This is a genomic window from Microcoleus vaginatus HSN003, assembly GCF_022701255.1.
GTDB lineage: Bacteria > Cyanobacteriota > Cyanobacteriia > Cyanobacteriales > Microcoleaceae > Microcoleus > Microcoleus vaginatus_B.
This window is the reverse complement of record NZ_CP031705.1, coordinates 4274836-4299986: the sequence shown is the minus strand read 5'-3', so window position 1 is coordinate 4299986 and position 25151 is coordinate 4274836. Positions and strand designations below refer to the sequence as shown.

The 25151-nt window shown below is 45.3% G+C and carries 23 protein-coding genes and 1 pseudogene; 17 read left to right on the top strand and 7 right to left on the bottom strand.

What is annotated here, in order from left to right; genetic code table 11:
• Positions 1-140 precede the first annotated feature (140 nt).
• The 4 genes from D0A37_RS18635 (at position 141) to D0A37_RS18620 (ending at position 3872) form a co-directional block, all read left to right on the top strand.
• Positions 141-1463 carry a 3-isopropylmalate dehydratase large subunit gene (locus tag D0A37_RS18635; RefSeq protein ID WP_242716564.1) on the top strand — a complete coding sequence of 441 codons (1323 nt, stop codon included), beginning with the start codon at positions 141-143 and terminating at the stop codon, positions 1461-1463.
• Positions 1464-1497: 34 nt separating this feature from the next.
• Complete coding sequence (locus tag D0A37_RS18630; protein ID WP_242716563.1) at positions 1498-2406, top strand: HipA domain-containing protein; 909 nt, start codon at positions 1498-1500, stop codon at positions 2404-2406.
• A complete protein-coding gene (locus D0A37_RS18625) occupies positions 2403-3161 on the top strand; it encodes a DNA-binding protein (protein ID WP_242716562.1) in 759 nt (252 codons plus the stop codon). Before D0A37_RS18630 ends, D0A37_RS18625 begins: the two co-directional genes overlap by 4 nt.
• A 222-nt stretch (positions 3162-3383) precedes the next feature.
• Positions 3384-3872, top strand: coding sequence for a gluconokinase (locus tag D0A37_RS18620; RefSeq protein WP_242716561.1), 489 nt, complete (start codon positions 3384-3386; stop codon positions 3870-3872).
• 326 nt (positions 3873-4198) lie between these two features.
• On the opposite strand, the gene D0A37_RS18615 is transcribed toward D0A37_RS18620, so the two are convergent.
• Together D0A37_RS18615 and D0A37_RS18610 are read right to left on the bottom strand one after the other, a co-directional pair.
• The gene (locus D0A37_RS18615) at positions 4199-5176 is read right to left on the bottom strand and encodes a carbohydrate kinase family protein (RefSeq protein WP_242716560.1); all 978 of its coding nucleotides are present in this window, start codon (positions 5174-5176) and stop codon (positions 4199-4201) included.
• Positions 5177-5385: 209 nt separating this feature from the next.
• Positions 5386-5571 carry a hypothetical protein gene (locus D0A37_RS18610; RefSeq protein ID WP_242716559.1) on the bottom strand — a complete coding sequence of 62 codons (186 nt, stop codon included), beginning with the start codon at positions 5569-5571 and terminating at the stop codon, positions 5386-5388.
• Between the two features lie 60 nt (positions 5572-5631).
• On the opposite strand from D0A37_RS18610, the gene pedR reads away from it, so the two are divergent.
• From pedR to D0A37_RS18575, 7 genes are all read left to right on the top strand, one after another.
• Positions 5632-5907 carry a photosynthetic electron transport-dependent transcriptional regulator PedR gene (gene pedR / locus D0A37_RS18605; RefSeq protein ID WP_006633901.1) on the top strand — a complete coding sequence of 92 codons (276 nt, stop codon included), beginning with the start codon at positions 5632-5634 and terminating at the stop codon, positions 5905-5907.
• Between the two features lie 34 nt (positions 5908-5941).
• On the top strand, positions 5942-6223 hold the full coding sequence (locus D0A37_RS18600; protein WP_242725620.1) for a hypothetical protein: 282 nt from the start codon (positions 5942-5944) through the stop codon (positions 6221-6223).
• Between the two features lie 116 nt (positions 6224-6339).
• Complete coding sequence (gene hisS / locus D0A37_RS18595; protein ID WP_242716558.1) at positions 6340-7617, top strand: histidine--tRNA ligase; 1278 nt, start codon at positions 6340-6342, stop codon at positions 7615-7617.
• A 264-nt stretch (positions 7618-7881) separates the two neighbouring features.
• Entirely contained in the window at positions 7882-8631 is a 750-nt protein-coding gene (locus D0A37_RS18590) for a Uma2 family endonuclease (protein ID WP_242716556.1), read from the top strand.
• A 96-nt stretch (positions 8632-8727) separates the two neighbouring features.
• Complete coding sequence (locus D0A37_RS18585; protein WP_242716554.1) at positions 8728-9861, top strand: DNA cytosine methyltransferase; 1134 nt, start codon at positions 8728-8730, stop codon at positions 9859-9861.
• A gap of 98 nt (positions 9862-9959) precedes the next feature.
• On the top strand, positions 9960-10478 hold the full coding sequence (locus tag D0A37_RS18580; protein ID WP_242716552.1) for a hypothetical protein: 519 nt from the start codon (positions 9960-9962) through the stop codon (positions 10476-10478).
• 140 nt (positions 10479-10618) lie between these two features.
• Positions 10619-11266 (top strand): hypothetical protein, encoded by a 648-nt coding sequence (locus D0A37_RS18575; RefSeq protein ID WP_242716550.1) that lies wholly within the window; start codon positions 10619-10621, stop codon positions 11264-11266.
• 51 nt (positions 11267-11317) lie between these two features.
• Here the strand turns inward: D0A37_RS18575 and D0A37_RS18570 are convergent, their stop codons facing one another.
• On the bottom strand, positions 11318-12553 hold the full coding sequence (locus D0A37_RS18570; RefSeq protein WP_242716548.1) for a class I SAM-dependent methyltransferase: 1236 nt from the start codon (positions 12551-12553) through the stop codon (positions 11318-11320).
• 223 nt (positions 12554-12776) lie between these two features.
• A complete protein-coding gene (locus tag D0A37_RS18565) occupies positions 12777-13961 on the bottom strand; it encodes an NAD(P)H-quinone oxidoreductase subunit H (protein ID WP_242716546.1) in 1185 nt (394 codons plus the stop codon).
• Between the two features lie 58 nt (positions 13962-14019).
• Between D0A37_RS18565 and rsmH the strand changes: the two are divergent.
• The 3 genes and pseudogenes from rsmH (at position 14020) to D0A37_RS18550 (ending at position 18095) form a co-directional block, all read left to right on the top strand.
• Positions 14020-14921 (top strand): annotated as a pseudogene (gene rsmH / locus D0A37_RS18560) (16S rRNA (cytosine(1402)-N(4))-methyltransferase RsmH).
• Positions 14922-15489: 568 nt separating this feature from the next.
• Complete coding sequence (locus D0A37_RS18555) at positions 15490-17163, top strand: SpoIIE family protein phosphatase (RefSeq protein WP_242716544.1); 1674 nt, start codon at positions 15490-15492, stop codon at positions 17161-17163.
• 509 nt (positions 17164-17672) lie between these two features.
• The gene (locus tag D0A37_RS18550) at positions 17673-18095 is read left to right on the top strand and encodes an ATP-binding protein (protein ID WP_006633914.1); all 423 of its coding nucleotides are present in this window, start codon (positions 17673-17675) and stop codon (positions 18093-18095) included.
• A gap of 429 nt (positions 18096-18524) precedes the next feature.
• On the opposite strand, the gene D0A37_RS18545 is transcribed toward D0A37_RS18550, so the two are convergent.
• Positions 18525-18959, bottom strand: a complete 435-nt coding sequence (locus tag D0A37_RS18545) for a nuclear transport factor 2 family protein (RefSeq protein ID WP_242716543.1) — start codon at positions 18957-18959, stop codon at positions 18525-18527.
• A 351-nt stretch (positions 18960-19310) separates the two neighbouring features.
• Positions 19311-20273 carry an orange carotenoid protein N-terminal domain-containing protein gene (locus D0A37_RS18540; RefSeq protein WP_242716542.1) on the bottom strand — a complete coding sequence of 321 codons (963 nt, stop codon included), beginning with the start codon at positions 20271-20273 and terminating at the stop codon, positions 19311-19313.
• A 279-nt stretch (positions 20274-20552) separates the two neighbouring features.
• On the opposite strand from D0A37_RS18540, the gene queG reads away from it, so the two are divergent.
• From queG to D0A37_RS18525, 3 genes are all read left to right on the top strand, one after another.
• Complete coding sequence (gene queG / locus D0A37_RS18535; protein WP_242716541.1) at positions 20553-21518, top strand: tRNA epoxyqueuosine(34) reductase QueG; 966 nt, start codon at positions 20553-20555, stop codon at positions 21516-21518.
• Between the two features lie 186 nt (positions 21519-21704).
• Positions 21705-22343, top strand: coding sequence for an HAD-IA family hydrolase (locus tag D0A37_RS18530; protein ID WP_242716540.1), 639 nt, complete (start codon positions 21705-21707; stop codon positions 22341-22343).
• A gap of 283 nt (positions 22344-22626) precedes the next feature.
• Positions 22627-23934, top strand: coding sequence for an NF041680 family putative transposase (locus D0A37_RS18525; RefSeq protein WP_242716539.1), 1308 nt, complete (start codon positions 22627-22629; stop codon positions 23932-23934).
• A 181-nt stretch (positions 23935-24115) separates the two neighbouring features.
• On the opposite strand, the gene D0A37_RS18520 is transcribed toward D0A37_RS18525, so the two are convergent.
• Positions 24116-24943 carry an SWIM zinc finger family protein gene (locus tag D0A37_RS18520; RefSeq protein ID WP_242716537.1) on the bottom strand — a complete coding sequence of 276 codons (828 nt, stop codon included), beginning with the start codon at positions 24941-24943 and terminating at the stop codon, positions 24116-24118.
• Positions 24944-25151: the final 208 nt, after the last annotated feature.

Here is a 25151-nt window from a genome sequence, read left to right as displayed (position 1 = left end):
GCTGAACAATAACTTCACAATCAGGCGTACTCCCACTTTGAGGAGAAGACGCTCATATTCATAATAAATTCCCTCTCAACATCAGGCGATGTTTCGTACAATACACTATATAGCATCTAATAAAAAAGAGCGATCGCACTATGGGAATGACTCTGACCGAAAAAATATTAGCCAAAGCATCAGGCCGCACTAAAGTCGAGCCCGGAGAAAATATCTGGGTAGAAACAGATGTGTTGATGACCCACGATGTCTGCGGGCCCGGCACTATCGGCGTTTTCAAACGCGAATTCGGTGAGAATGCTAAAGTCTGGAACCCAGACAAAATCGTCCTCATTCCCGACCACTACATTTTCACCAACGACGAACGCGCTAACCGCAACGTCGATATTCTCCGCGATTTTGCCCAAGAACAAGGGATAAAATACTTTTACGACATCACGGATCGATCGGACTTCAAAGCAAATCCCGACTACAAAGGAGTTTGCCACATCGCCTTAGCACAAGAAGGCCACACCCGGCCAGGCGAAGTGCTCTTCGGCACAGATTCCCACACCTGCAATGCCGGCGCTTTCGGACAATTTGCCACCGGTATCGGCAATACAGACGCGGCTTTTATCATGGGAACCGGCAAACTGTTAATCAAAGTTCCCGCAACCATGCGCTTTGTGTTCAACGGTGAACTGCCGGATTATTTGTTAGCAAAAGACCTGATTTTGCAGATTATTGGTGATATTAGCGTTGCCGGTGCTAACTACCGAACGATGGAATTTGCCGGCGATACAGTTGAGCGTTTGACGATGGAAGAACGGATGACGCTGTGCAATATGGTAATTGAAGCTGGCGGTAAAAACGGCACGGTTGCGCCCGACAAAACTACGTTTGATTACGTTACTTCGCGGACTGACAAACCCTTCGATTCATTTTACAGCGATGGGGATGCTAAATTTTATAGCGATCGCACCTACGATGTCAGCAAATTAGAACCAGTCGTCGCCAAACCGCACTCTCCCGACAACCGCGACTTAGCCCGCAACTGCCGCGATGTCAAGATCGATCGAGTTTACATCGGTTCCTGCACCGGCGGCAAAACCTCCGACTTTCTGAATGCCGCCCGCATTCTCAAAGGAAACCAAGTCAAAGTTCCGACTTATTTAGTACCAGCAACTCAGAAAGTTTACGAAGATTTGTTTCTCACAAAATACGAAGGTCAAACGCTTTCGGAAATCTTCTTAGCGGCCGGCTGCATCGAACCCGCAGCGCCTTCTTGCGCCGCTTGTTTGGGCGGGCCGAAAGATACTTTTGGGCGGATGAACGAACCCGAAATTTGTGTATCTACAACTAACCGCAATTTCCCCGGCCGGATGGGGAATAAAGAAGCGCAAGTTTATCTAGCTTCGCCTTACACTGCGGCGGCGTCTGCGCTGACTGGGTATGTCACCGATCCGCGAGAATTCCTGTGTTAGATAGTTGCTTTTAGCATTCTGTAAGGTTGACACAATGGCTGAAGAGTTCCCTATTATTGTAGTTCCAGAAGCAGCCTATGAGCTATCTGAAACCGAGACTATGGGAACTAAGTACAAGTTCTGGTTTGACCATCCAAATTTAGGGCGTTGCTTGTACAAACAGTCTCGACCAAATACAGGTGAAGATTGGGCGGAAAAAATTGCAGCCGAGTTGTGCAAACTGCTCGGATTGCCCCATGCTCAATATGAACTGGCCACTTGGAAAAGTCAACGCGGAACTGTCTCACCATCATTTTTGCCCGATGGTGGCAGTTTCATTCCGGGGAATCAAGTTTTGTCTGCGATCGCACCGCACAGAGTTAATATTGTGTTAAATGCGATCGCAGACAATTCTGTTAATTTGCCCCTCGATTGGGTTCCGCCAGTCGGGATAGAAACAGCCGTAGAAACTTTTGTCGGATCTTTGCTATTAGATGCCTGGATTGGCAATACAGACCGTCACTCAGAGAATTGGGGTGTATTAGATAAACCCGAAAGTGATCCTACTTTAAATATCGCCAGATATCTAGCACCAACTCACGACCATGCCTCTAGTTTGGCAGTGCGGATATCTGATGAAGAACGGCAAAAGAGATTGATTACAAAAGATACTGGCTATTCTGTCCAAGCTTATGCGAAAAGATGCTTTTCTCAGTTATATGCTAGCGATAATGAACCAAAGCCTCTCAAGACTTTTGAGGCATTCCGCTCCGCAGCGCTATACTATCCCCAAGCAGCCCAAGTTTGGCTAAATTGCCTTACCAGGATTTCAGCTAATGATACGCTAGCTATTTTTAACGGGATACCGCGCGAGAGAATTTCACAAATTACCATTGAGTTTTCTCAACAAATACTTAAATTTAACAGAGAAAGGCTACTTGAATTGACAGGAGATTTGCTTTGAAAACACTATTTGTGGCTTGGCAAGACCCCGGCAGAGGTTCTTGGTTTCCGATTGGTCGATTGACATTTAACGGTAAAGAATATCAGTTCAATTATACAAATGGTGTTCTAGAAGCGAAACTTAAGTGCGGGTTTGAACCCTTGCCATCTTTCCCGAATTTCAATAATGTTTACACTTCACAGAAACTGTTTCCCTTGTTTTCCAATCGAGTGATGCCGCGATCGCGCCCTGACTACCCTGAATTTGTACAGTGGTTGAATATCCCTCAACACCAAGATGACCCAATTGCTTTATTGGCCCGCAGCGGAGGGAAACGGGTAACTGATAAATTTGAGGTGTTCCCTTGTCCCGAACCGGATGAAAATGGACGTTACCGCATCCATTTTTTTGCAGATGGACTGCGATACCTATCAAAGTCGGCAATTGAACGGATTAATCGGCTTCAAGTGGGCGAACTTTTGTACTTAGCCCAGGAATTTCAAAATCCGCACACTTCCCGTGTGCTTCTTTGTACTAAAGATCACTGGATTGTCGGCTATTGTCAGCGCTATCTTGTGGAGGATATTTTGGAAATTATTTCGCAGCATCCAGAATTGGTTCGCGTAGAAGTCGATCGCCTCAACCAACCCCCAACGCCGCTACAGTTTCGCTTGCTGTGCAAGATGACCGCCGATTGGCGAGACTTTCGCCCCTTCCAAGGCCCGATGTACCAGCCGGTTAGCAGTGATGTTTTAGCTGCAAGTGCGATCGGATAATCAGCAACAAGAAGTAAAATTATCATCACAAAGTTAGGCAAGAACCCAAGTTAATTATTGTGAATTCATTAGACCCACTCGGGAATAAAATTGCTCTAGAATTAGAAATAGACTGGGTTGGCTGAATTGTTTATAATTGTATGATTCATCGGGTCACTTAAGAAACCCGGTTTCTCGATCGCACAACTCGATAAAATTGCAAGTATTAGGTAAAGATGCGCCATGATTACGATCGTGATGGGAGTCTCAGGTTCTGGAAAAACTACTGTTGGCCAGTTGCTGGCGCAATCTCTCAACTGGGATTTCAGCGATGCCGACGATTTTCACCCATCAGCTAATATCGAGAAAATGAGTCGGGGCATTCCTTTAGAAGATGCAGATCGCCTTCCTTGGCTATTACAATTGCAAGCTACAATAGACAGGTGGCTTTTAGAAAATAAAAATGTGGTTTTGGCTTGTTCTGCTTTAAAAACATCTTACCGCGAAATGCTCTACCGAGACCACAAGCGAATGAACATAGTTTATCTAAAATGTTCTTTTCAGCTATTAGCCACAAGGTTAAAAAATCGCGAAAATCACTACATGAAAGCAGATTTGCTGTTAAGTCAGTTAGGCAGTCTGGAAGAACCTGAAGATGCAATTATCATAGATGCTTCGCAGCCGTTAGAGGTGATCTTGCGCCAAATTAAAATTCATCTGATGCGTGGTTAATTGGCCACAATAAAACCTCTCAGCTAATCCGCATTTAAATTGCATAGTAAAATAAATCTTTACTCTTGTGGGGTCCTCAGGAAAGCCCGTCCTCAACATATAATTTTAATGCACAACAGTTTAATACCAAATCTGGCTTAAATACCCCTTGATTTCTTAGTTTCTGTCAGCTATGAGGAGAGTTTGTATAGTAGCGATTTCAAACAGTATTATTGAGAGTTTAATTTAACGCGGATGTAGTATAAGAGTTATTTTTTTTTCGGATTAACCGGGTTTCTGAACCAAATTTAGCCCCCTCTCCGTTTCCGGGGGAGAGGTTTGGCGCCCTAATTTTTGTACAAATACAAGAAAGCTTCTACTTCAGCGGCGGTTGGTTGAGCCGCAATTGCACCCGGTTTCATCGCTGTCATCGAACCTACCGCACTCGCATAAGTTACAACTTTTTTTGTTATTTCTGGAGCGGCTAAACTCTTAATTCCCACCTTGCACAATTGGCTGACAAAACCAGCCAGAAACCCGTCGCCGGCCCCTGTTGTATCCTCAACATCTACTTTAAATGCGGGGATTTTTCCTTCATTTTCGGATAGACAATAGGCGCAACCTTTCTCGCCCGCAGTCACCAAAACGCCTTCTACGGAATCGAGGCGGTAGGTAATAGCTCCAGCGTCGGTAGTGTCAAACAACCATTCGGCTTCTTCCTCAGATAACTTGACAAAATCAACTTTTTTTAAGATTGTTCTAATGCGCGCTTTTGCTTCGTCTGGATTGTGCCAAAACACCGGACGCCAATTGATGTCAAGTATAATTTTAACGTCGTACTGTTCTGCTAGTTCGATCGCTCGGGCGATCGCCTCTCGACTTTCAGGATAAGCTAATTCTAAAGTGCCTAGCACTAAAAATTCGGCATTTTCAAACAGCATCTGCGGTATTTGTGCAGCGAGGAGGCGGGTGTCGGCAAAATCCGCAGTATCGAATTCGCCAAAACCGGCAAAAGATCGATCGCCCGCTTGATTCCGCAACACATAAACTTGTCGCGTCGGCGCACTTGGATGTCGCTGCACTCCAGCGATATCCACCCCTACTTCTTGCAATACCTGCACTAGGGAATTCCCCAATTCATCCCCACCTACAGCACCAATAAATCCCGCCGCCGTCCCCAATTTAACCAAACCACAGGCAACATTAGCAGGAGCACCGCCGGGATATGCCGTCCAAGATTCTACCTCTTCGAGAGATACTCCTGGTTTATCTGCTAAACAATCAAATAAAATTTCACCCAGACACAAAACGCGAGGATAAGTCATAGGAATTTTAGATTTTAGATTTTAGATTTTAGATTTTAGACCAGCAGTAGACAGGTCAATAATTATTTTTAACCCATCCCAGAAAAATTGCAAGTTATTTTTTAATGGCTGCTCCTATAATATCAGACCTACTGATATTATTGGCAGTTACTCCCTTAAGGCTGAAGTATAGTGCGGGCGTATCAGTTAGTTGTTTTACGTGCAAACATCTACAGGTTGGGCCCGGAGGTGAGATAGGCGTAGGTAAAGGCAGCATCGGCCACCCGACGCACAAGCAGTGCAAGTGGCTGTGCGTCTTGTTGTGTCGGCCCTGGTTTGCACTCCGGGTGATTCTGCCAGCCAGTTGGTGCTTCGGGCCCGAAAGAGTAGCACAGCAACTTTAATTTTCTCTTCATACTTGATCCCTCATCCTTTAGAATTGTAGATAGGTAAATATGCAGACATAGGAAAAATTTATGAGTGGGATTGTCTCTGGGACCCCTGTCACCCTGTCGGACAGAGAATTGCAAGTGGTAGAGTTAGTAGCGGCGGGATTGACTAATGAGAAAATTGCCGAAAAGTTAGAGATTAGCAAGCGTACAGTTGACAACCACATTAGCAATATCTTGAACAAGACACGCGCTGACAATCGAGTTACGCTTGTACGCTGGGCGTTGCAGTGGGGAAAAGTATGTTTGGATAATATTAACTGCTGCCCTTTACCGCGGCCGATCGATAAAGAAGTATCTTAAGTAGGGATTCTGGTTGGGGACAGGCAAAGAAATGATGCAAACGGCACAAGAAAAACAACTCCGCTATCAAATTCAAAGCCCTGGATTGCCGCTGGCGGTATATCGCGAAGTGGCGATCCATTTGCGTCAAGTTGAAGGGGTGGAAACCGGTTTAATTCCGCAGCAGTCGCAGCGGTTTGATTACTACGACAGCCAAGTTGGGGGTTTGTGGATACAGTATCCTGAAGGGTTCGATTTGGCAGGTCGCGAGCGGATCGATCGCATTTTGGCTTATTATGGCGATCGTTATGGAGCGTGGGAATTATTAAGTCATTAGTTATTGGGAATTGTTAACTGTTGACTGTTGACGGTTGACTGTTAACTAATAACTAAGAACTAATGACTAATTACTAATTACTAATGACAACTGCCAACTGACAACTGACTAACACAATGAGTGCAATTAAAACTTTACCGGGAACGCGGGATATTTTGCCCGCTGAAATTCAATATTGGCAAAATATAGAAGAAGTCGCTAGAACCATTTTAAGAAAAGCGGCTTATCGAGAAATTCGGACGCCAATTTTTGAGCAGACATCTTTATTTGAACGCGGCATTGGCGAAGCTACCGATGTTGTGGGCAAAGAAATGTACACTTTTAAGGATAAGGGCGATCGATCGACTACTTTGCGTCCAGAAGGCACCGCCGGAGTAGTGCGAGCTTTTATTCAAAACAGTTTGTACGCAGCAGGAGACGTGCAGCGTCTGTGGTATGCGGGGCCGATGTTTCGCTACGAACGCGCGCAAGAAGGAAGACAGCGGCAGTTTAATCAAATTGGCGTGGAAGTCTTGGGGAGTGCGAATCCTCGTGCGGATGTCGAGGTAATTGCGATCGCCTGCGATATCCTGCAAACCCTCGGTTTAAAAAATTTGCGACTAGATATTAACTCTGTCGGAAACAAGGAAGACAGACAAAATTATCGCCAAGCATTAATAGATTATTTTACACCGCACAAAGACGAATTAGACGCGGATTCTCAAGACCGCTTGACTCGAAACCCGCTGCGGATTTTGGACAGCAAAAATCAGCGTACTCAAGAAATTGTAGCTGGTGCGCCGAGTATTTTGGACTATTTGGGAGAGGAATCGCGATCGCACTTCGAGCAAGTGCAGCAAATGCTCACAAACTTAGGAATTACCTATCAGTTAAATCCCCGATTAGTGCGCGGTTTAGATTACTATACCTACACCGCATTTGAAATTATCTCCGACGATTTGGGAGCGCAAGCAACAGTTTGCGGAGGGGGCCGCTACGACGGTTTAGTCAAGGAATTGGGCGGCCCAGATACGGCTGCAGTCGGTTGGGCAATGGGTATCGAAAGGTTAATTCTCCTCCTGCAAAAGTTGCAACCTTTGCCCGCGCCGAAGTTAGATTTCTATTTGGTATCCAGAGGCGATCAAGCTGAAAAACAATCGGTATTGTTAGCTCAAAAATTGCGAAGTGCGGGGTTTAGTGTAGAGATAGATTTGAGCGGCAGTGCTTTCGGAAAACAGTTTAAAAGAGCCGACAGAAGCGGTGCAGTTGGGTGTTTAGTTTTGGGAGATGCGGAAGCTGAAAACGAGACGGTACAATTGAAGTGGTTGGCGAGTGGTGAACAAAGTGCGATCGGGCAATCAGAATTACTAGCAATGACAAACGAACTACAGCAGAAGATCATAGCTGCATATTAAGTCCGGCAGGGAATGAATTCCCTGCCTCAAAGCTAAAGTCCTCTGAAGAGGACTAATTATTTTAACAGTCTTCTTCTCAGTCCTCTTAAGAGGACTTTAGCTATTAGCCAGGGGTTGAAACCCCTGGCGGACTGCCGGCTTAAGTCGTTACTCATTGGGTCTGCTTGGCAACCCAGATCCAAAGGCTCTGCCTCGTCATTAAGGCATTAACATGAATTCCAAAAACCCAGAGATATAATTAAAATATTTAACCTCTGATAAACTATGTCTGTAGCAACTAAAAATCCTGAAACAAAACTCACAATCACCTGGCCGCTACTACCAGAAGAATTTCAACTACCAGACGACCCCGTAGAAGACGAAAGCCAACCATTATTAGCCGCCGCTTTGCGCCAGCCGCTAACAGGATTTCCTGAATTAATGCAGGATGCTTTAATTGTTTCCAACTTTGCCTTGTGTGCCGGAATTAGTTTCCCAGGTTCAACCAGTGACGAACAGCGTATTATCTGCAAAGCACCAGATTGGATGTACGTGAAACCCGTCAATCCAAAAAATGTCTCGCAAGTCCGCCGTAGTTACACGCCACACACAGAAGGAACCATTCCTCAAATCGTGATGGAATTTCTTTCAGAAACCTATGGAGAAGAATATTCTGTAGAGTTTACCTCGCGGGTGGGAAAGTGGTATTTTTACGAGCAAGTAATCAAAGTACCGAGATACGTCATATTCCGAGCAAAAACAGCTCATTTAGAAGTTTACGCTTTAGAATCAGAGCACTACAACTTGCAAAAACCCGATGAAAACGGACGTTATTGGATACCGGGATTAGACTTATTTTTAGGAATGTGGGAAGGAACGCACGAAGGGAGAACAGGCTGTTGGTTGAGGTGGTGGGATTCTGAAGGCGAGTTGTTGCTGTGGTCGGAAGAAAGAGCGGATCGCGAAAGACTGCGCGCTGAAAAATTGGCTGAAAAATTGCGTCAAGCGGGGATCGAGTTAGATGATGAAGAGTGAAATATCAATGGATGAGTCGAGCTCGATCGTGTTTTGGTATGATGACACTCTTGTGGTGTGGGCATCCAGCCCGCCCCGGGCTAACTTTACACTCCTATGTTAATCGAACGTCTCCAGCCGATCGCCTGGACAAAAAAACCGCGACTCATATCCTTATTTTCTGGTTGCGGCGGCATGGATTTGCCATTCCACCAAGCCGGATTTGAGGTAGTTTGGGCGATCGACTCCAATCAATACGCCTGCAAAACATTCAGCAGAAACATCGCCAATGTCATCATCAACGACAGCATAGAAAATATAGACATTGCACAAGTGCCCGAAGCAGAAATATGTATAGGGGGGTTCCCCTGTCAAGATTTCTCCTTAATTTGGAAACGTCCGGGACTTGAAGGAACTAGAGGGAATTTATATACATACTTTCTCGAATTTGTAAATAAAAAAAAGCCCAAAGCTTTTGTAGCAGAAAATGTCAAAGGCTTATTAAGTGCCAATAATTATCAAGCAATAAAACAAATAATTTCTGATTTTGAAAGTATCGCTCCAGGCTACTTAGTTAAGCCTAAACTCTACAACTTTGCTGATTACGGAGTTCCGCAATTTCGCCAAAGAGTGTTATTAGTTGGCATTCGGATGGATACAGGATTTAACTTTGTGCATCCTCAGCCAGAATACGGTCAAAATTGCAAAAATCCTTATCGAACTGCGGGCGAAGCACTAAAAAATGTGGAAGCAGTTCTTGACAATAACAAACATCATAAAATTCAAGCCCGCACCGTTGAAATTTTAAATCGAATTAAACCGGGAGGCAATTTCTCTGATATTCCCAAGGACAGTCCCTACTATGTCAAAGGCATGATCAGCCACGTTTATCGGCGAATTCATCCAGATAAACCATCATCGACAATCATTGCTGGTGGAGGTGGCGGAACTTGGGGTTATCATTATTTAGAACCGCGTTCTTTGACAAATCGTGAAAGGGCAAGATTGCAAACATTTCCCGATGATTTTGTTTTTGAAGGTTCTACGACTGAAGTGCGGCGGCAGATTGGCAATGCAGTGCCGCCGCAGGGAATCGCTGCTGTTGTTGAGGCTTTAATTCCGTTATTTAAGGGGGATTATCCCCCAGTTGATTTATATGAAATGAGTAAAAAGTTGCAGGGTATGTCAATTCAGGAACGATTAAAAAATGCAGAATTAGAAGTGTTAGAGCGCAGTTGGCAGTTTATTTGAAAGTACGATATAATCAAAATACCTGAGTCATACCAGGCTTTAAGCTTATGTCTAAGTCAGGTTATATATAAAATTTCTATAAAAATAAAAATAATCGCGTGAAACACAACTTAACTACAGGAAACCCCTATAGAAACACACCTCATTACGAGTATCCCCAAGACATACCTGAGAAGTATGCGGATATCGTAGAGGAACTGCGGACTAAGGCTCAAGAGGTTCGATCGAGCCATATTGGAAAACCCAGTTCTGGTAATGCTGCGGCTGCCAAACTAGAACTCGCAATGGGTAGAGTTTATAGCGAAGAAGCTACCAGCAAGAAAAAGCCTCTCAATATTCCAGGCCAAGACAATGGGCCAAAGTTGTGTTTTCCGGCAAGGATTGACAGAGCAGCATTCCCTAAAAATTTCAACGAAAAACACGCTGAGTACAAGCTCTTCAATGCACTTGCAGGAGAGTTGGAACGAGATAGTGTACCTTCTGAGGTGACAGGAAGGCTTTACATTTACACGGAGATGGATATGTGTTCAGGCTGCAACACTACCTGCGATGAAGACTTTGCTAGGTGGTTCCCCAACATTGAAGTGATTATCTTCTACGAGGAGCCATATCCGTAGAAATATAGGATAAAAAGCCAGTAGAGCCAAGGAAGGCTTTACTGGCTTCTCTGGGTAAGGTAGAATGGAGGTGATATTAATCTTAAAATTAGCTTGATCTTGGTTGACGATCAAGGAAAATACATAAGGAGGGAAAGTCAATGATCAAGTTTGATCTAGGTCACTACACCGATTTTAAATTGCCGAGCTACTCAGCTATTCCAGAGCAATTACAGCAAACACTTCAGACCGTTTGGGACAGAAAATATGACGATTTATACGAACGAGGTGGAAAGTGCAATGTAGAAGAAGCTTTTGTAGAAGTAATGACAGCCTTTGGAATGCCTAATGATCCAATATCCCATCAGCGATACGTCTATATGGCTTATGCAATAGCATTAGCAGCTAAACCGACTATTAAACATTACTTTCCTGAAGAACACAAAGCTGATATCGTTGAAGGAATTGTATCTTGTTGGCTTAAGGATGGTTGTGAAATCCCAGAAACTTGGGCTGATACGTTGTTTCCTAATATCAACAAACTTGGAAAATATCAAGCTAGTAACGAAGCTTATAATATCTTCTACGGCTTGCTGCAAACACTCAACACCAAAACAGCCTATAATGCCATCTTGGATATTTTGTATGATGCCATTACCGGAGATGCTATTTCTGGTTTTGCTGCGGCTCAACGAGATATGTTTAATTGGTGGTTGATAGAGGTGATTCCTGCTGCCTATTGTTTAAAGCTGCCATCTACTTTATATTCTGGAAAATGGGAATTTCCGCCACTGAGTCAGTGCGCTTAAGTGATGACCAAAGTAATTGGAAAAGAGTGCGTGTTGCTGATTATATTTAACTTAAGGCACCGTGAAACCTTTGAGCGATTCCCTACGGGATAGCTTCGCTCGCGCGGACTTTTCCTCCTCCCTCAACCCCTTCGACTGCACCAAAACCCCAAAACCCCCCAAACCCATCGGATCGATCAACTGATGCAAAGCCTCCCGGCGCCGCAAAAACGTTGCCACATCCAATGCTTCCGCATCATTTGTAGACAGAGAAGCAAGGCGATCGCCCAAACCCAACGCCATCAAAAATAAAGCCTGCTGAGTAAACCCTACCACATCTAAACCGCACAATTCACCCTGCCTTTCCAACGCCGTAAAATCAACATGAGCCGTTAAATCCTGCCGCCCCACATTAATATAAGGATTGCTGTGATATCGGTGGCGGTAATAACACTGTAGCGTCCCCTCACTGCGCCTCGGATTGTAATAGCGGTGCGCCGGATAACCGTAATCAATAGTTAACAAATATCCCCGCTGCAACTTTTGAGCAACTGTACTCATCCAGTCCAAAGCCGCCAAATTCACCTCACTGCGATAACCATTCCCATAAACACTCGCCGACAAATCGAGTCCCACCAAATCAAAATATTCAGCAATTTTAGGCGTGGAAACTTCGCCAACTACCTCAACAAATTTAATTTCTTCTTGCTCATTTTTGGGTGTTTGGGTGGTAACGTAAATCTCCCTAACGTGTCCTTGTTCCAGAATAAATTGATGCACTGGTAAAGCATCTACTAACTCATTAGAAAAGAAACAACCGACAATTGAGTTATTAACTATCTCATCCCAATTGCACCACTTAACACACTTGATATCGGCTAGCATTTGCCGCTGTTCGGCTTGGAGCACAGGGGAAAGTTCAACAATAATGTATTCTAAAATATGAAAGAAATCAGGATATTGTATTTGCAGATATTGCAGCACATTTTCGGCAAAGTTTCCCCGCCCAGCGCCCATTTCTACGATCGCGAAGTTTTGAGGGCGATCGAGCAATTCCCACATTTCCACAAACTGCTTTGCCAAAACCTCCGCAAAATCAGCACCCCAATGAGACGACGTGATAAAATCGCCTTGTTTGCCGATCGACGGGCGATCGCTATTATAGTAACCGTGCTGCGGATGATATAAGGCCAAATCCATATATTCAGCAAAAGTAATACGCCGCTGCGGGCTGGCGGCAATTCTTTCGCAGATTAAAGCACAGAGCTCCGGGTTGCTGTCATTGATATCTGGTTGCTGAACTTTCATAATTTATCGAATCAAAGTTGATGTTATTTCATTTGTGAAGAAGAGATTTTTTTATTAACCGCAGAGGGTACAGAGGAAGAGACAAGAGAGAAACAAGGTACATTTTAACTACCTTAAGAGCAAAATTAATCGATATCTATCCGCGTTTATCTGCGGTTCAAAAAAAATCAACCCGGTTCCCTAAAAAAACCGGGTTAAATTCTCAGATAAAAACCGACAAAACCTACCTGTCAACCGAGCCCATAATAATGTCGATACTGCCCAAAATTGCCACCAAATCCGCAATCTTTACACCGCGCACAATGTGAGGCAAAATCTGCAAATTATTAAAATCCCCAGTCCGAATCTTCCAGCGCCATGGAAAAACACTATCATCCCCGATAATATAAATCCCCAACTCACCCTTGCCGCTTTCAACGCGGACATAATGTTCGCCCTTGGGAATCTTAAAAGTCGGCGCAACTTTTTTGCCAATAAACTGATAGTCAAAACCATTCCATTCAGATTTTGGCCCGCTTTCTAAGCGCTTCGCTTCCAAATTCTCGTAAGAGCCACCGGGGAGTCCTTTCAAGGCTTGATAGATAATCTTAACCGACTCGCGCATCTCCCGAATCCGCACCACATACCGGGCCAAACAATCGCCAGCAGCTTCGGTACAAACTTCCCAGTCGAAGTCGTCGTAACATTCGTAATGGTCAACTTTCCGCAAATCCCACTTAACGCCGGAAGCGCGCAACATGGGGCCGGAAAGTCCCCAGTTAATCGCTTCTTCGCGAGAAATAGTACCCAGGCCTTCAATCCGGCGGCGGAAGATTGGATTGTTGGTAATTAAACGTTCGTACTCGTCAATTTTGGGAATCAAATAATCGCAGTAATCTTCGCACTTATCTACCCAACCGTAAGGCAAATCCGCGGCTACTCCGCCGATGCGGAAATAGTTATTATTCACCATGCGATAACCTGTGGCTGCTTCCCACAAGTCTAAAATCATCTCGCGATCGCGCATAGTATAGAAAAAAGGAGTTTGCGCCCCCACGTCCGCCAAAAACGGCCCTAACCACAACAAATGGTTAGCAATCCGGTTCAATTCCAGCATGATTACGCGAATGTAACTCGCCCGTCTGGGGACAGCAATATTCGCCAACTTTTCCGGTGCATTGACTGTCACCGCTTCGTTAAACATCCCCTCGGCATAGTCCCAGCGGCTCACGTAGGGCACGTACATCACGTTGGTGCGGTTTTCGGCAATTTTTTCCATCCCGCGGTGCAGATAGCCCAAAACTGGCTCGCAGTCCACCACATCTTCCCCGTCCAGGGTGACAATTAACCGGAGTACCCCGTGCATGGAAGGGTGGTGCGGCCCCATGTTGAGCACCATCGGTTCGGTTCTAGTCTCAATTCTTGACATAATTAAATGAATTAATGATTACTGACTATTGTTGATTTTTGTTTCGCTGTTATAGATTATGAAGGATATCGAGCTCTGTGAGAAGGATACCCCTGGATCAGATGTCAGTATTGACACCTATCACGTTCCAGTTTTGGGTCAAGAATTAATTGCGGGTTTGGCTGTGCGTCCAGGCGGGCACTATTTGGACGCGACGCTTGGGGGCGGCGGACACACGAGTTTGATTTTAGCGGCGGCGCCAGATGTTACAGTGGTGGCGATCGACCGCGATGAACAAGCCATCCGTTTTTGCCAAGCCCGATTTGCCAACTCGCCCGTTGAGTTTTGGCACGGCAACTTTGCTGAATATCAGTCCTCAGAAGCCGAATTTGATGGTATCATAGCAGACTTGGGCGTCAGCTCTGCTCAGTTCGATACACCGGAACGAGGATTTAGTTTTCGCCACCCAGCTCAACTAGATATGCGTATGAACCAGCAGCAATCTTTGACGGCAGAAGAGATTATCAACCACTGGGAAGAAGTTAAACTAGCAGATATTATTTACAAGTACGGCGAGGAGCGACTGTCGCGGCGCATCGCAAGGCGGATTGTGCAAGGGCGTCCTTTTCAAACTACAACAGAACTTGCAGGGGCGATCGCCTCCAGCTTCCCCCCAAGCAGCGCAACGGCAGAATCCATCCAGCCACCCGTACTTTCCAAGCTTTAAGGATAGCTGTCAACTCCGAACTCGCTTCTTTAGAAGCTTTCCTCCACCGGGCGCCGAGGTGGTTAAAACCAGGTGGGAGAATCGGAATCATTACATTTCACAGTCTGGAAGACCGACCAGTCAAGCACCAACTCAGAGGAACACCCAGTTTGCAGGTACTTACAAAAAAGCCGATCGGGCCACAATCCGAAGAAGTAGCTAGAAATCCTCGCTCTCGTTCTGCTAAGCTCAGACTGGCAGAAAGATTAACTTGATTCGGCAGTCGTAGTAATATGCTTGCTGCAAACAGTTCAGAGATTAGGGGGACTTGAATGCAGCAATCAAGTGCGATTCGGCAAAGATGTAGGGAATAGCGCCAACAACCCACCACTAACCCTCCGGGTACAGTGCGGCTTGAAATACAGTCGGTGTTGACCAGACTTAGGTAGCAATACCTGCCTTAGTAGTAAGTGTTAAAATTCACACCCACGACAGTGCCCAGCTCGTTAAGAACTCTGCAATCAGACCATTAATTAGCCGTGTTGAATGCTGGTGTGTTTAGAAAAGTACCGACTGCTAACAAGGTCATTGCTAGTATCACAGCGTGAAAGCTGACTCGGGAATTTTCCCTATTGAAGCGGCCTACCGAGGCGGGTTACAGTATCGAAAGCCTCTCATCTGTTGTGCGAACAGATGGTGCGAAAGGAATGCTCACCTTGAGGTAAAACGGGTTTCTTTAACTCAACTTGACGTAACTGATATGTTGCATATATCCAGCCCCCCTTTTCCTCCCGCCACCTTGCTGATTACAGCTATGGTGGGGGTTTTCAAGGGGGAAGAAAGATGAGTCGGGGAGATGGAAGCAAGCTGAAACTGATGGTAGTCGATGACGAACCCGACAACTTGGATTTATTGTACCGGACGTTTCGACGCGACTTTCAGGTTTACAAAGCAGATAGCGCCCTCAGCGCCCTGGAAGTTCTAGACGAACAGGGCGAGATGGCTGTGATTATATCTGACCAGCGGATGCCAGAAATGAATGGCACCGAGTTTTTGGGGAAAACAGTCGAGCGATTTCCCGATACGATTCGGATTCTGCTAACGGGATACACAGATGTTGAAGATTTGGTTGAGGCCATCAACTCAGGTCAAGTTTTCAAATACATCACCAAACCGTGGAATCCAGAAGAACTCAAATTGGTGATCAATCAAGCCTCAGACACTTACAAATACTACAAGCAGCGCAGCGTTGCATTGCGCCGCGCTTTACGCAAGGAATCTCTGTTCAATGAGGTAATGAGCGTGATTCGCGGGTCGCTAGATTACTCTAGTATGGTACAAACTATTGTTCAAACCGTAGGTCAAACTTTTGAGGCCAACTATTGTATGCTGCGGCCGGTAGAGACCGATCGACTATTGCCGAGTACCTTCCCCTACCAAGCCCAAACCTCTGAAGCCAGTAGCTTTTCTTTTGATGAAAATTTGCTGGTTCAAGCCGTAGCCAGCCGCCAAACTCAAGTGAACCCAAACAGTGGGGGGGATGGTAACTCGGTTGAGATTGCCGTGCCCCTGACTTACCAGCAAGAATTGCTGGCGGTACTGGCTTTGTGCCAGATTGGCGGCGCTAACCCTTGGTCGGCAGAAGATATAGAGTTAATAGAAGGTGTAGCAGCTCAAGCTGCTCTGGCCCTGTCTCAAGCTAAGCTCTACCAGCGCACTCTGGATTTAGCCAAGCAGATGCAAAACGAGTTGGAAGTGGCTCGCCAAATCCAAACAAACTTGTTGCGCCAAAGTTGGCCGGATTTTGAAACAGTCAGGGTGCAAGCTTGCTGTTATCCCGCGCGGGAAGTTGGCGGCGACTTTTTTGAAGTCTACGTCCACTCTCAGGGGGATATTTGGATAGCGGTGGGAGATGTTTCGGGTAAGGGAGTTCCGGCTGCTCTATTTATGGCCAGCGCGATTTCGGTGATGCGGCGGGAACTTTCCCAAGAAGTTTCTCCAGAGCCCGATCAAGTTATGCAGAACATGAATAGCACTATGTCTGACGACCTGATCGGCAACAACCATTTTATTACAATGGTTGTAGCTCGTTACACTCCGTCAACGGGACACCTCGCTTTTGCTAATGCCGGTCACATTTACCCGATTGTTTGGTCTCACTCGGAGGTGAAAGCTCAAGCCGCTAGCGGTCAAACGCCAGTCGAGCCGAATTTCCTGAAAGCTCGTGGCATTCCCTTGGGGATACTACCAGTTTGGAGAGGCAAAGCAGGTACGATCGAATTAAAGTCAGGAGATGTATTTCTGCTGACAAGTGACGGGATTACTGAAGCTAGCGTGACTACTGAAGCGGTCGCAGGGGGTCTACCAACCCGTTCTATGCTACAACAAGAAGGGCTTTGGCAACTTTTGATTCAGGAACCTGGTTCTTTCAACTTGGACAATTTGTTGGCTCACATCCGAGCTGACAATCCCGTTCAGGAAGACGACCAAACCATACTCTCTCTGGAGGTTCTTTGAATCTGTCAGCGACTCCCGACACGTAGTCGGGGGTGAGACCGAAAAAACTTAAGCTCTGCTTGTTGACGGCCCATAGAGTAGTCCTGCAAAGGACGGCGCGATCGTCAACAGTCAAAAACAACAGTAAAAAAACCTAGCGCGCTATCACGCTGCTAGTTTCCTGAATCGCTTTCCTGGGGGATTAAACGCCTGTAAAAGGTTAACGTAGAAGGCCTTCGTGAGAAAAAACCAACGCTTAAAAGCCAGGGATTGAAACACAGATTTTTTATACCTCGCTGCTTGCAGTCTCGGTATAATTATCAATTGTTAATGGGCTTTAGACCCATAACTAAAGTTTTCAACTATACTCTTACCTTCTGCCTTCTACCGAATGACGAAAGCCTGATTTTTAAACAGAAAAGGCTAGTATTCCCCCAGTAGCGACAAGTATTGAGGCCGAATCAATTCGGCGCGTCGTGTTTCATACCTGGTGTGAAGACACAGGGTTTTCAAACTTACGGGATTTTTTTATGAATACTGAGCTTCATGTGCCAAGCGACTTGCGGTTTTTAACAATTGTTGAAAATTGGTTGCTGAGCAGTTTGGAAGTAGAGCTAGGAGAGCACGTCGATTGGCCGCGTCAGTCGAATCGTTTGCGCTTGGTGTTAGCAGAAGCCTATTCTAACGTGATCCGCCATGCTCACAAAGATCAACCCAATTTGCCCGTGTTAATTCGTTTGAATTTAAAAAATAGGGATATTGGTTTAGAAATTTGGGATTACGGTAAAGGTTACGAAATGGATACTTACAATCCCCCGAGGCCGGAAGCTAAACAAGAAAGCGGCTACGGCTGGCTGATTATGAGTAGACTTATGGATCGGGTGGACTACACCTTGCAAATAGACGGTCGCAACTGTCTAAAGTTGGAAGCGAGTTTGCCGGAAAAATCTTAATTAGTCGTTAGTCATTAGTCATAAGTGATTAGTGATTGACAATGCACTTTTTGACTCGCTTTGGCTGTCTGTCGCACGCTGCGGTGACAGCCACTTTGTCGTGCAATATTGTCCGCACAACGCCAGACTGTAAGATTGTAGGGGTAGAGTCCCGATCGCCCAAATACCTAAGCAACGGGATTTTTATACCGTGAGTGGCACTTTACCAAAAATTTGGATAAACACTCGGTTTCTGCCTCATTCTTGCCAGAAAAAGCCGCTTAACCTGTCGATCGCACGACTTTAGCTATTACGTGCGATCGACAGGTCAATCGATTTTAGATTTTAGATTTTAGATTGAAGCATTGACCCCACGGATAAATTGGGGGGCTTGTATCCTGGATGCTTTCGGTCAAACCCAAATAGGCAATTTAAATCTGAAACAGATTATCAAACATCCAATTTCTTCTGCGACCGCAGATTTAGCAATTCTTGGGGAGAAGCTAACAGTTTGACCGTGACAGAAAGGATTTGTTGCTCCGAATTGAGCAAGAACAGCCATCCGACATTAACACCAAATGCGGAAGTTTGCACCCGACCGCTGACCTGGACTTCTACTTGGTCATCTTCTAAAATTTGGCTGACACATTCCTGTGGTTCTAGCTGCATTCCTCGCGCTTCTTTTTTGAGATAAGTGGCGATCGAAATACTGCCGATAATTGGCTCTTCAAACGGCGCGTGCAGAACCCCGTCATCGGCAAACAAATTAGCCGTCGCTTCAAAATCTCCCGCGTTTAAAGTTTCAAAATATTGCAGTACGGCTGGAATTGTGATGCCTGCAGTCTTTATAGAGTTAGTTAAAATAGGTTGAGTTGTGGCGGTCATAAAAGAAGTGATTTCAAATGAATGAGTATACTGTAATCATTCTCTTTGTCGCAGCAAATCCCTCAAAAGATATAAGTAGGGGTAGGAAAATAATTCTCCGAAAAAAGGAGGAACCGCGAACCGGAGAGCATCGAGCGCATCTATCTTTCAGAGCGATCGACCCGAATCAATCCTACTTTCAAAACATACAAGTGTAGCCAAGCTGTAAACCCTGATACCATCCGTCATTTTCCATCCTTCAATTCTTGAATCTAAAATTTAAAATCTAAAATCTAAAATGATATAAACCCAGACACCGAAAGGCATCTGGGTTTCTGGGCAAGTCTGTTTGACTGACCGAACCAGAATATTCTATTTGCGGATCAAATTGAGCAATTCCTTAGGAGATGCCAACAAGTCGATCGCCACAAAGAAAATTTGACCTTGGGGATCGAGCAAAAACCGCCACGCGATGTTCATTCCCACATTCGATCCGAACCAGGGAGTTTCGACTTTGCCGGTGACTTTCACTTGGCGGTAGCCATCTTCTGCGGGTTCCGATACGCCTTGCTGCGGCATCATTTTCAGTCCGATGCACTCTTCCCGCATATAGTTGAGGATAGCTTCGCGACCAACGATCGGCTTTTGGAAAGGCGGTTGCAGGGCACCTTCTTCAGCAAATAAACCGACGGCTGGGGTGAAGTCGAAGGCGTTCATGTAGTCGATGTAGCTGAGCACAGTCTGCTCGCTAATACCCTCAATTGTGCTTTTCACCCGCTCTTCTGGAGCGGTGGGAGTGCTGCGGGGGGCAGAGCGTTTGCTGTACTCTTGGTTAAAAGCAGGGTCATAGCCCATGTTAACTACGGTATTCCGAAGTACGGTAATTTGCTGGCCTGGATCTAGTTTCTTGATGGTTTCAAGGACTTGGGTGGCTTCGGAAGACATTTGATAGCCAGCGGGGATCGGAGCGACAAGGCCCTGTTTCATCAACTGTCCCAACTCGTACCAGAAACCGAGTTTGGTGTTGACGCGCAATGAAGTGTAAATCCGGCCTATCGTGGTGTCGGCGTTGCTGGCGAGGTCAAACATGGTTTTGCTTTGAGCCTCCGGCGACATCTGCTTAATTTCGCTGAGGATGCCTTCGACAAGTGCCATGCTGGCTACTCCCGGAGCTGCTGCGGTGATGGAAACGCCCATTTCGGTGTAGGCATACCAGAGCAAGGCTAGTTGGTCTTCAACGCTGAGTTTGTAGAAGGCTTCGGTGGTAGCCGGAACAACGCTAGCAATCTCGGTGTTTGAGAAGATAGATTGAGCGGATTGAATGCTAACTGCCATGTGTATGCTGTGGGATTTGTGGTTTTTGTGAGGTAGTTGAGTTAGGAAACCTCAAGCTCCCTTGATTAACATTATGTAACGGTTTGTTAATTTTTGCAAATATAAATTACATATATCTGAGTTACAAAACTATAATCAATAATTTGGTCAAATGCGATCGCTGTCACTAGACCGTCTGGCGAATTAGTTTATTTCGGAAGCCGATCGTTAAAAATTGCTTTACATATCATATAAAATCAAAAGAGTCAATACAAAAGGTAAATATTTACCGGGTATCAAATGAAAGCGCCAATTAGCAGCATTTTGGTGAAGCAAAAAGCCCTTGAGTTGGGATTTCACAAAGTCGGGATAGCCTCAAAAGACGCGGATTTTGATTTAGAAAAACAAAGATTGCAGGCTTGGCTGGACAAGGGTTATCAGGCGGATATGGCCTGGATGGCAAACCCGAAACGGCAGGATATTCGATCGCTCATGCCAGATGTGCAGTCATTAATATGTGTCGCCATCAACTACTACACGCCCCACCAACGCCCCGAAAATCCCCTGTCGCAGGGGGGGGACGATGCAGCGGTCGAATATGCTAAAATTTCTCGCTACGGTTGGGGGCGGGATTACCACAAAATTTTGCACAAAAAACTGAAAATTTTGGCAAATTGGCTGCAATCGCAAGGCGAGGGAATTGAAGCGCGGTATTATGCTGATACCGGGCCAGTTCAAGATAAAATGTGGGCGCAGCGTGCCGGGATTGGTTGGATTGCTAAAAATGGTAATGTAATTTCGCGCGAATACGGTTCTTGGGTGTTTTTGGGCGAAATCTTGACTAATTTGGAGTTAGCGTCGGATGAGTCTCATACAGAACATTGCGGTACTTGTACTCGCTGCATTGAGGCGTGTCCGACGGGAGCAATTACTGAGCCTTTTGTGGTGAATGCCGATCGATGTATAGCCTATCACACGATCGAGAATCGAGCCGAAAAATTGCCCGACGAAATTGCATCTAATTTACAAGGTTGGGTAGCAGGTTGCGACATTTGTCAGGATGTTTGTCCTTGGAATCAGCGATTTGCAAAACCAACTGATGTGGCAGAGTTTGAGCCTTATCCTGAAAATATAGCACCGACACTTGCAGAATTAGCCGACATTTCCGACGAGGAATGGAACCGCAGATTTACCGCTTCGGCGCTGCGGCGCATTAAACCCGAAATGCTGCGGCGAAATGCGAAAGCAAATCAAATTAACCCTTAAAAGGTGAGATGTTCGCGCTCAGGGTGCTGAGGCGGCATCTTACCCTATAGATAATAACTCTAGGGTATGTACGGCTCGCCAAGATTCAATACATTATGCAGTAAGTCATTCCCCATCTAAAATCTAAAATCTAAAATCTAAAATCTAAAATTGTATGATCCCCCGTTCCTTATTTGCTATTGTCCAATGACCCAAGTAATTATTTTTGATTTTGACGGTACTTTAGCAGATACAATCGATATTCTCCTGAGCATCACCAACCGTTTGTCAGTAGAATTAGGCTTTAAGTCTGCGACCAAAGAGCAAATCGCTCAACTGAGCAATTTAACTTCTTGGCAACTCCTTCAGTATTCTGGCATTTCTATCTTCAAATTCCCGCTGTTAATTAGAATGTTGAAAGCAGAGTTACGCAGCGAAATTCCCAACATTCAATTATTTCCGGGAATTAAAGAAGTTTTACTGGAGTTAAAAAAACTGGGATTTCAACTCGGCATTATCACCTCTAATTCCCGAGAGAACGTCTTGGCCTCGCTGGAAAGAAATGGTTTGCAAGACACTTTCACATTTATTTACTCTGGGTCAACTTTTGGCAAACATAAAGTTATTAATAAATGGCTAAAAAGAGAAAATATAAATGCTAAAGAAGTTGTTTATGTGGGAGATGAGATTAGAGATATAGAAGCTGCTAGAAAAACAGGAATTAAGGTAATGGCTGTAGCTTGGGGTTTTAATTCTCAGGAGGCTTTGGCGGCACACAATCCCGATTTTTTGATTAAACGCCCCCAGGAATTGATAGAGATTATGACTAATTTGCGGGAAGTGTAAACGGAAATTGTAAAAAGTAAGAATCCTCGGTTGAAATCTATTCTAAACAAACTCTCCTGGAGTTTAGACTAAGCACCTCTTAAAGCACGGTTAGATTTCAACTTAAGAACGGCAATGGTCGCTGGTGAAGAGCTATGAGGCTCAACCACTAGCATAGATGCCGACGACCGTTGACGTTCTCTTCGGCTGACAACCTCAAAAAAAAACTGTCTGCGATAGTTTCAACAGACAGCGTAAGGGTAGAAGATTGAGAATTCAGCTAAAAATCTCAAATCTACCTGCCATGAAGTTTGAACAATTACGGGAATTTCGTCAACAAGCTTATGAATGTCTCGGCAATGCCAAAGACGCCACCTTTGAACTAGCAGACGCGATAATGACGACTCGCCACGTCTCATGTTTAGGAGATTTAGCCCTCAATCCCTTATTTCGGCGTGAGTGGTCAAGCGTCTACGAAGCGCTGCAAGATTGTAGACCAGACCGAGACCAATTGATGCAACTATATATCCAACAGATGTCACAAGTGGAACGTCCAGTATTAGCGATCGATCATACAGCATGGTTGAGACCCCATGCACCTACTCTCAAAGAACGGACCTATGAACATCAACCCACAGCCTTACCTCACGGCATACCTGTTGGTATCGGTCAAGGATATAGTACGATCGCACTGATACCAACGATTAGCGGGAGTTGGGCGCTGCCATTAAGACACGAACGTATTACCAGTTGGGACAACCCAATCGGTAAAGGCGCTGAACAATTGGCACAAGTCTGTGAATATCTTCAGAATAGACCCATCGCCCTATTTGATAGTGAGTATGGGTGCGCCCCTCTGGTTAAAGCTACTGCTGCGATCGCCGCTGATAAACTAATGCGTATTCGCTCCAATCGTTGCTTATGGTCAACACCCCCAGCCTATAGTGGTAGAGGACGGTCAAAAATTCATGGAAACCAGTTTAAGCTTAACGACTCCTCAAGCTGGTGGGAACCAGAACAAACCCTGGAATCCCTTGAGCCGAAACTCGGACGAATCAGGTTGAGAACATGGGATAACTTACATTTCCGAGGTAGTCCCAAACATCCGATGACTCTGATTTTAGTAGAACGCTTAGACACTGTAACGGGTCAATTAAAAACTCAACCTTTGTGGTTAGTTTGGGTTGGTGTTCAAATGCCACCTCTTACAGAAATTTGGCAACTATATCTACGTCGTTTTGCCATCGAACACTGGTATCGCTTAGCGAAACAAACATTGCATTGGACAATTCCGAAGCTAAGCACTCCAGAACAATGTGAACGATGGAGTGATTTGATGCCATTGCTAACTTGGCAATTATGGTTAGCTCAAGATTTAGTCAGGGAAATTCGTCTACCCTGGCAAAAGCCTCTCCCTGAATTGACACCTGGAAGGGTTGCACAATCAATGCTTCCACTTTTAATTAGGATTGGGAGTCCGGCTGTTGCTCCCAAATCCCGAGGAAAATCGGCTGGATGGTCATCCGGTAAACTGCGCGCTCAAAGATGTCGCTATCCCGTGGTCAAAAAGGGTAAAGGTCGGTTCCAAAACTCTCCCAAATTCGTAATTTAACCTTAGAAAACTCTTTCTAAATTCACTAGAATTTCACTCAGCGTTAGCTGAGTCAATTTGTGCTTAGTCTAAACTCCAAAACTCTCGTTCCAGCAGAGAGAGACTAAAGAATGAAAGGGGTATGAAAGCCTGATTTGTTATCAGCCATATTCCCTAGTATCATCTCTGGGAGTAAATTATCTTAATCTCCTTCGCCCCGTTTCAGTGCTGCTAAAACTGCTTGCTGGCTAACTGCTTGGTAGATTTTGCTAAAATGCTGCTTGAGTGCGTCAGATGCGGGCGAGGATTTACTAGCGGTTCCTTTTCCGTCGGTTGCGAGGGGAATTGGGCCTAAGATATCTAATACTGTTTCGCTGCTGGGCGGCGGTACAATCACTACTAAAGATGATTCTAGCTGCTGGTTGTATTCCCAAAAGCGATCGACCTTTGGCAATTTAGAATTCGCTGTGGGGGAATTTTCGCCGGAGTTGAGTTGGGAATTTTCCTCTCCTTGTGTACCTCGTCTTTGACGGAGTGCTGTCAAGATTTGCTCTTTGGTTCTCCCCCGCATTTGAAAGAGTACGAAGGGGTCTTCACTGAAGCGATCGCCCAATAAGTAGTATACTGCACTGATGTGTTTGCAAGGGTTTTGCGGGTCAGGACAGCTACAGCGCGATCGAATATCTGACAAGCTTAACGGAAATAGCGTTTTGCCTGCTGCTGCAAATACATCTTCAATATTGTGCGGCATTTCTCCTGCTAAGAGTTTAGCTGAAAAAACTGCTCTTTGCGACATATTTTCAATCACATAATCCCAATCTTCATCAGTCAATGTATCGAGTCCTAAAGAAACTTGATAGGGTTTAGGATCTGTTCCTTGAACTATGGCAATTACTTCTTGATCGGGAAATTTAATGCTGAGAACTTTACCTTCCCGCGCGTATTGCCAGCCACGTTCTAAGCGCTTTTTGAAGCGATAGGTATTGATTAAATCTAACCACTGTTGGGTCCACCATTCTCTGTCAATCATTTATTTGGGAATTGGGAATTGGGCATCGGGAATTGGGCATCGGGCATTGGTAATTGGGATGTTGAATTCAGAAAGAAAAAAACAGCTATCCGTGTATTCTTTACTTCCGTGTCATGGTGTTGGGAATGGGTCATATAGTGGTTCTCAAGAAAGTGAGGTATGCCCTATGCCCTATGCCCTATGACCGATAGCACATACTCTTTCTGAG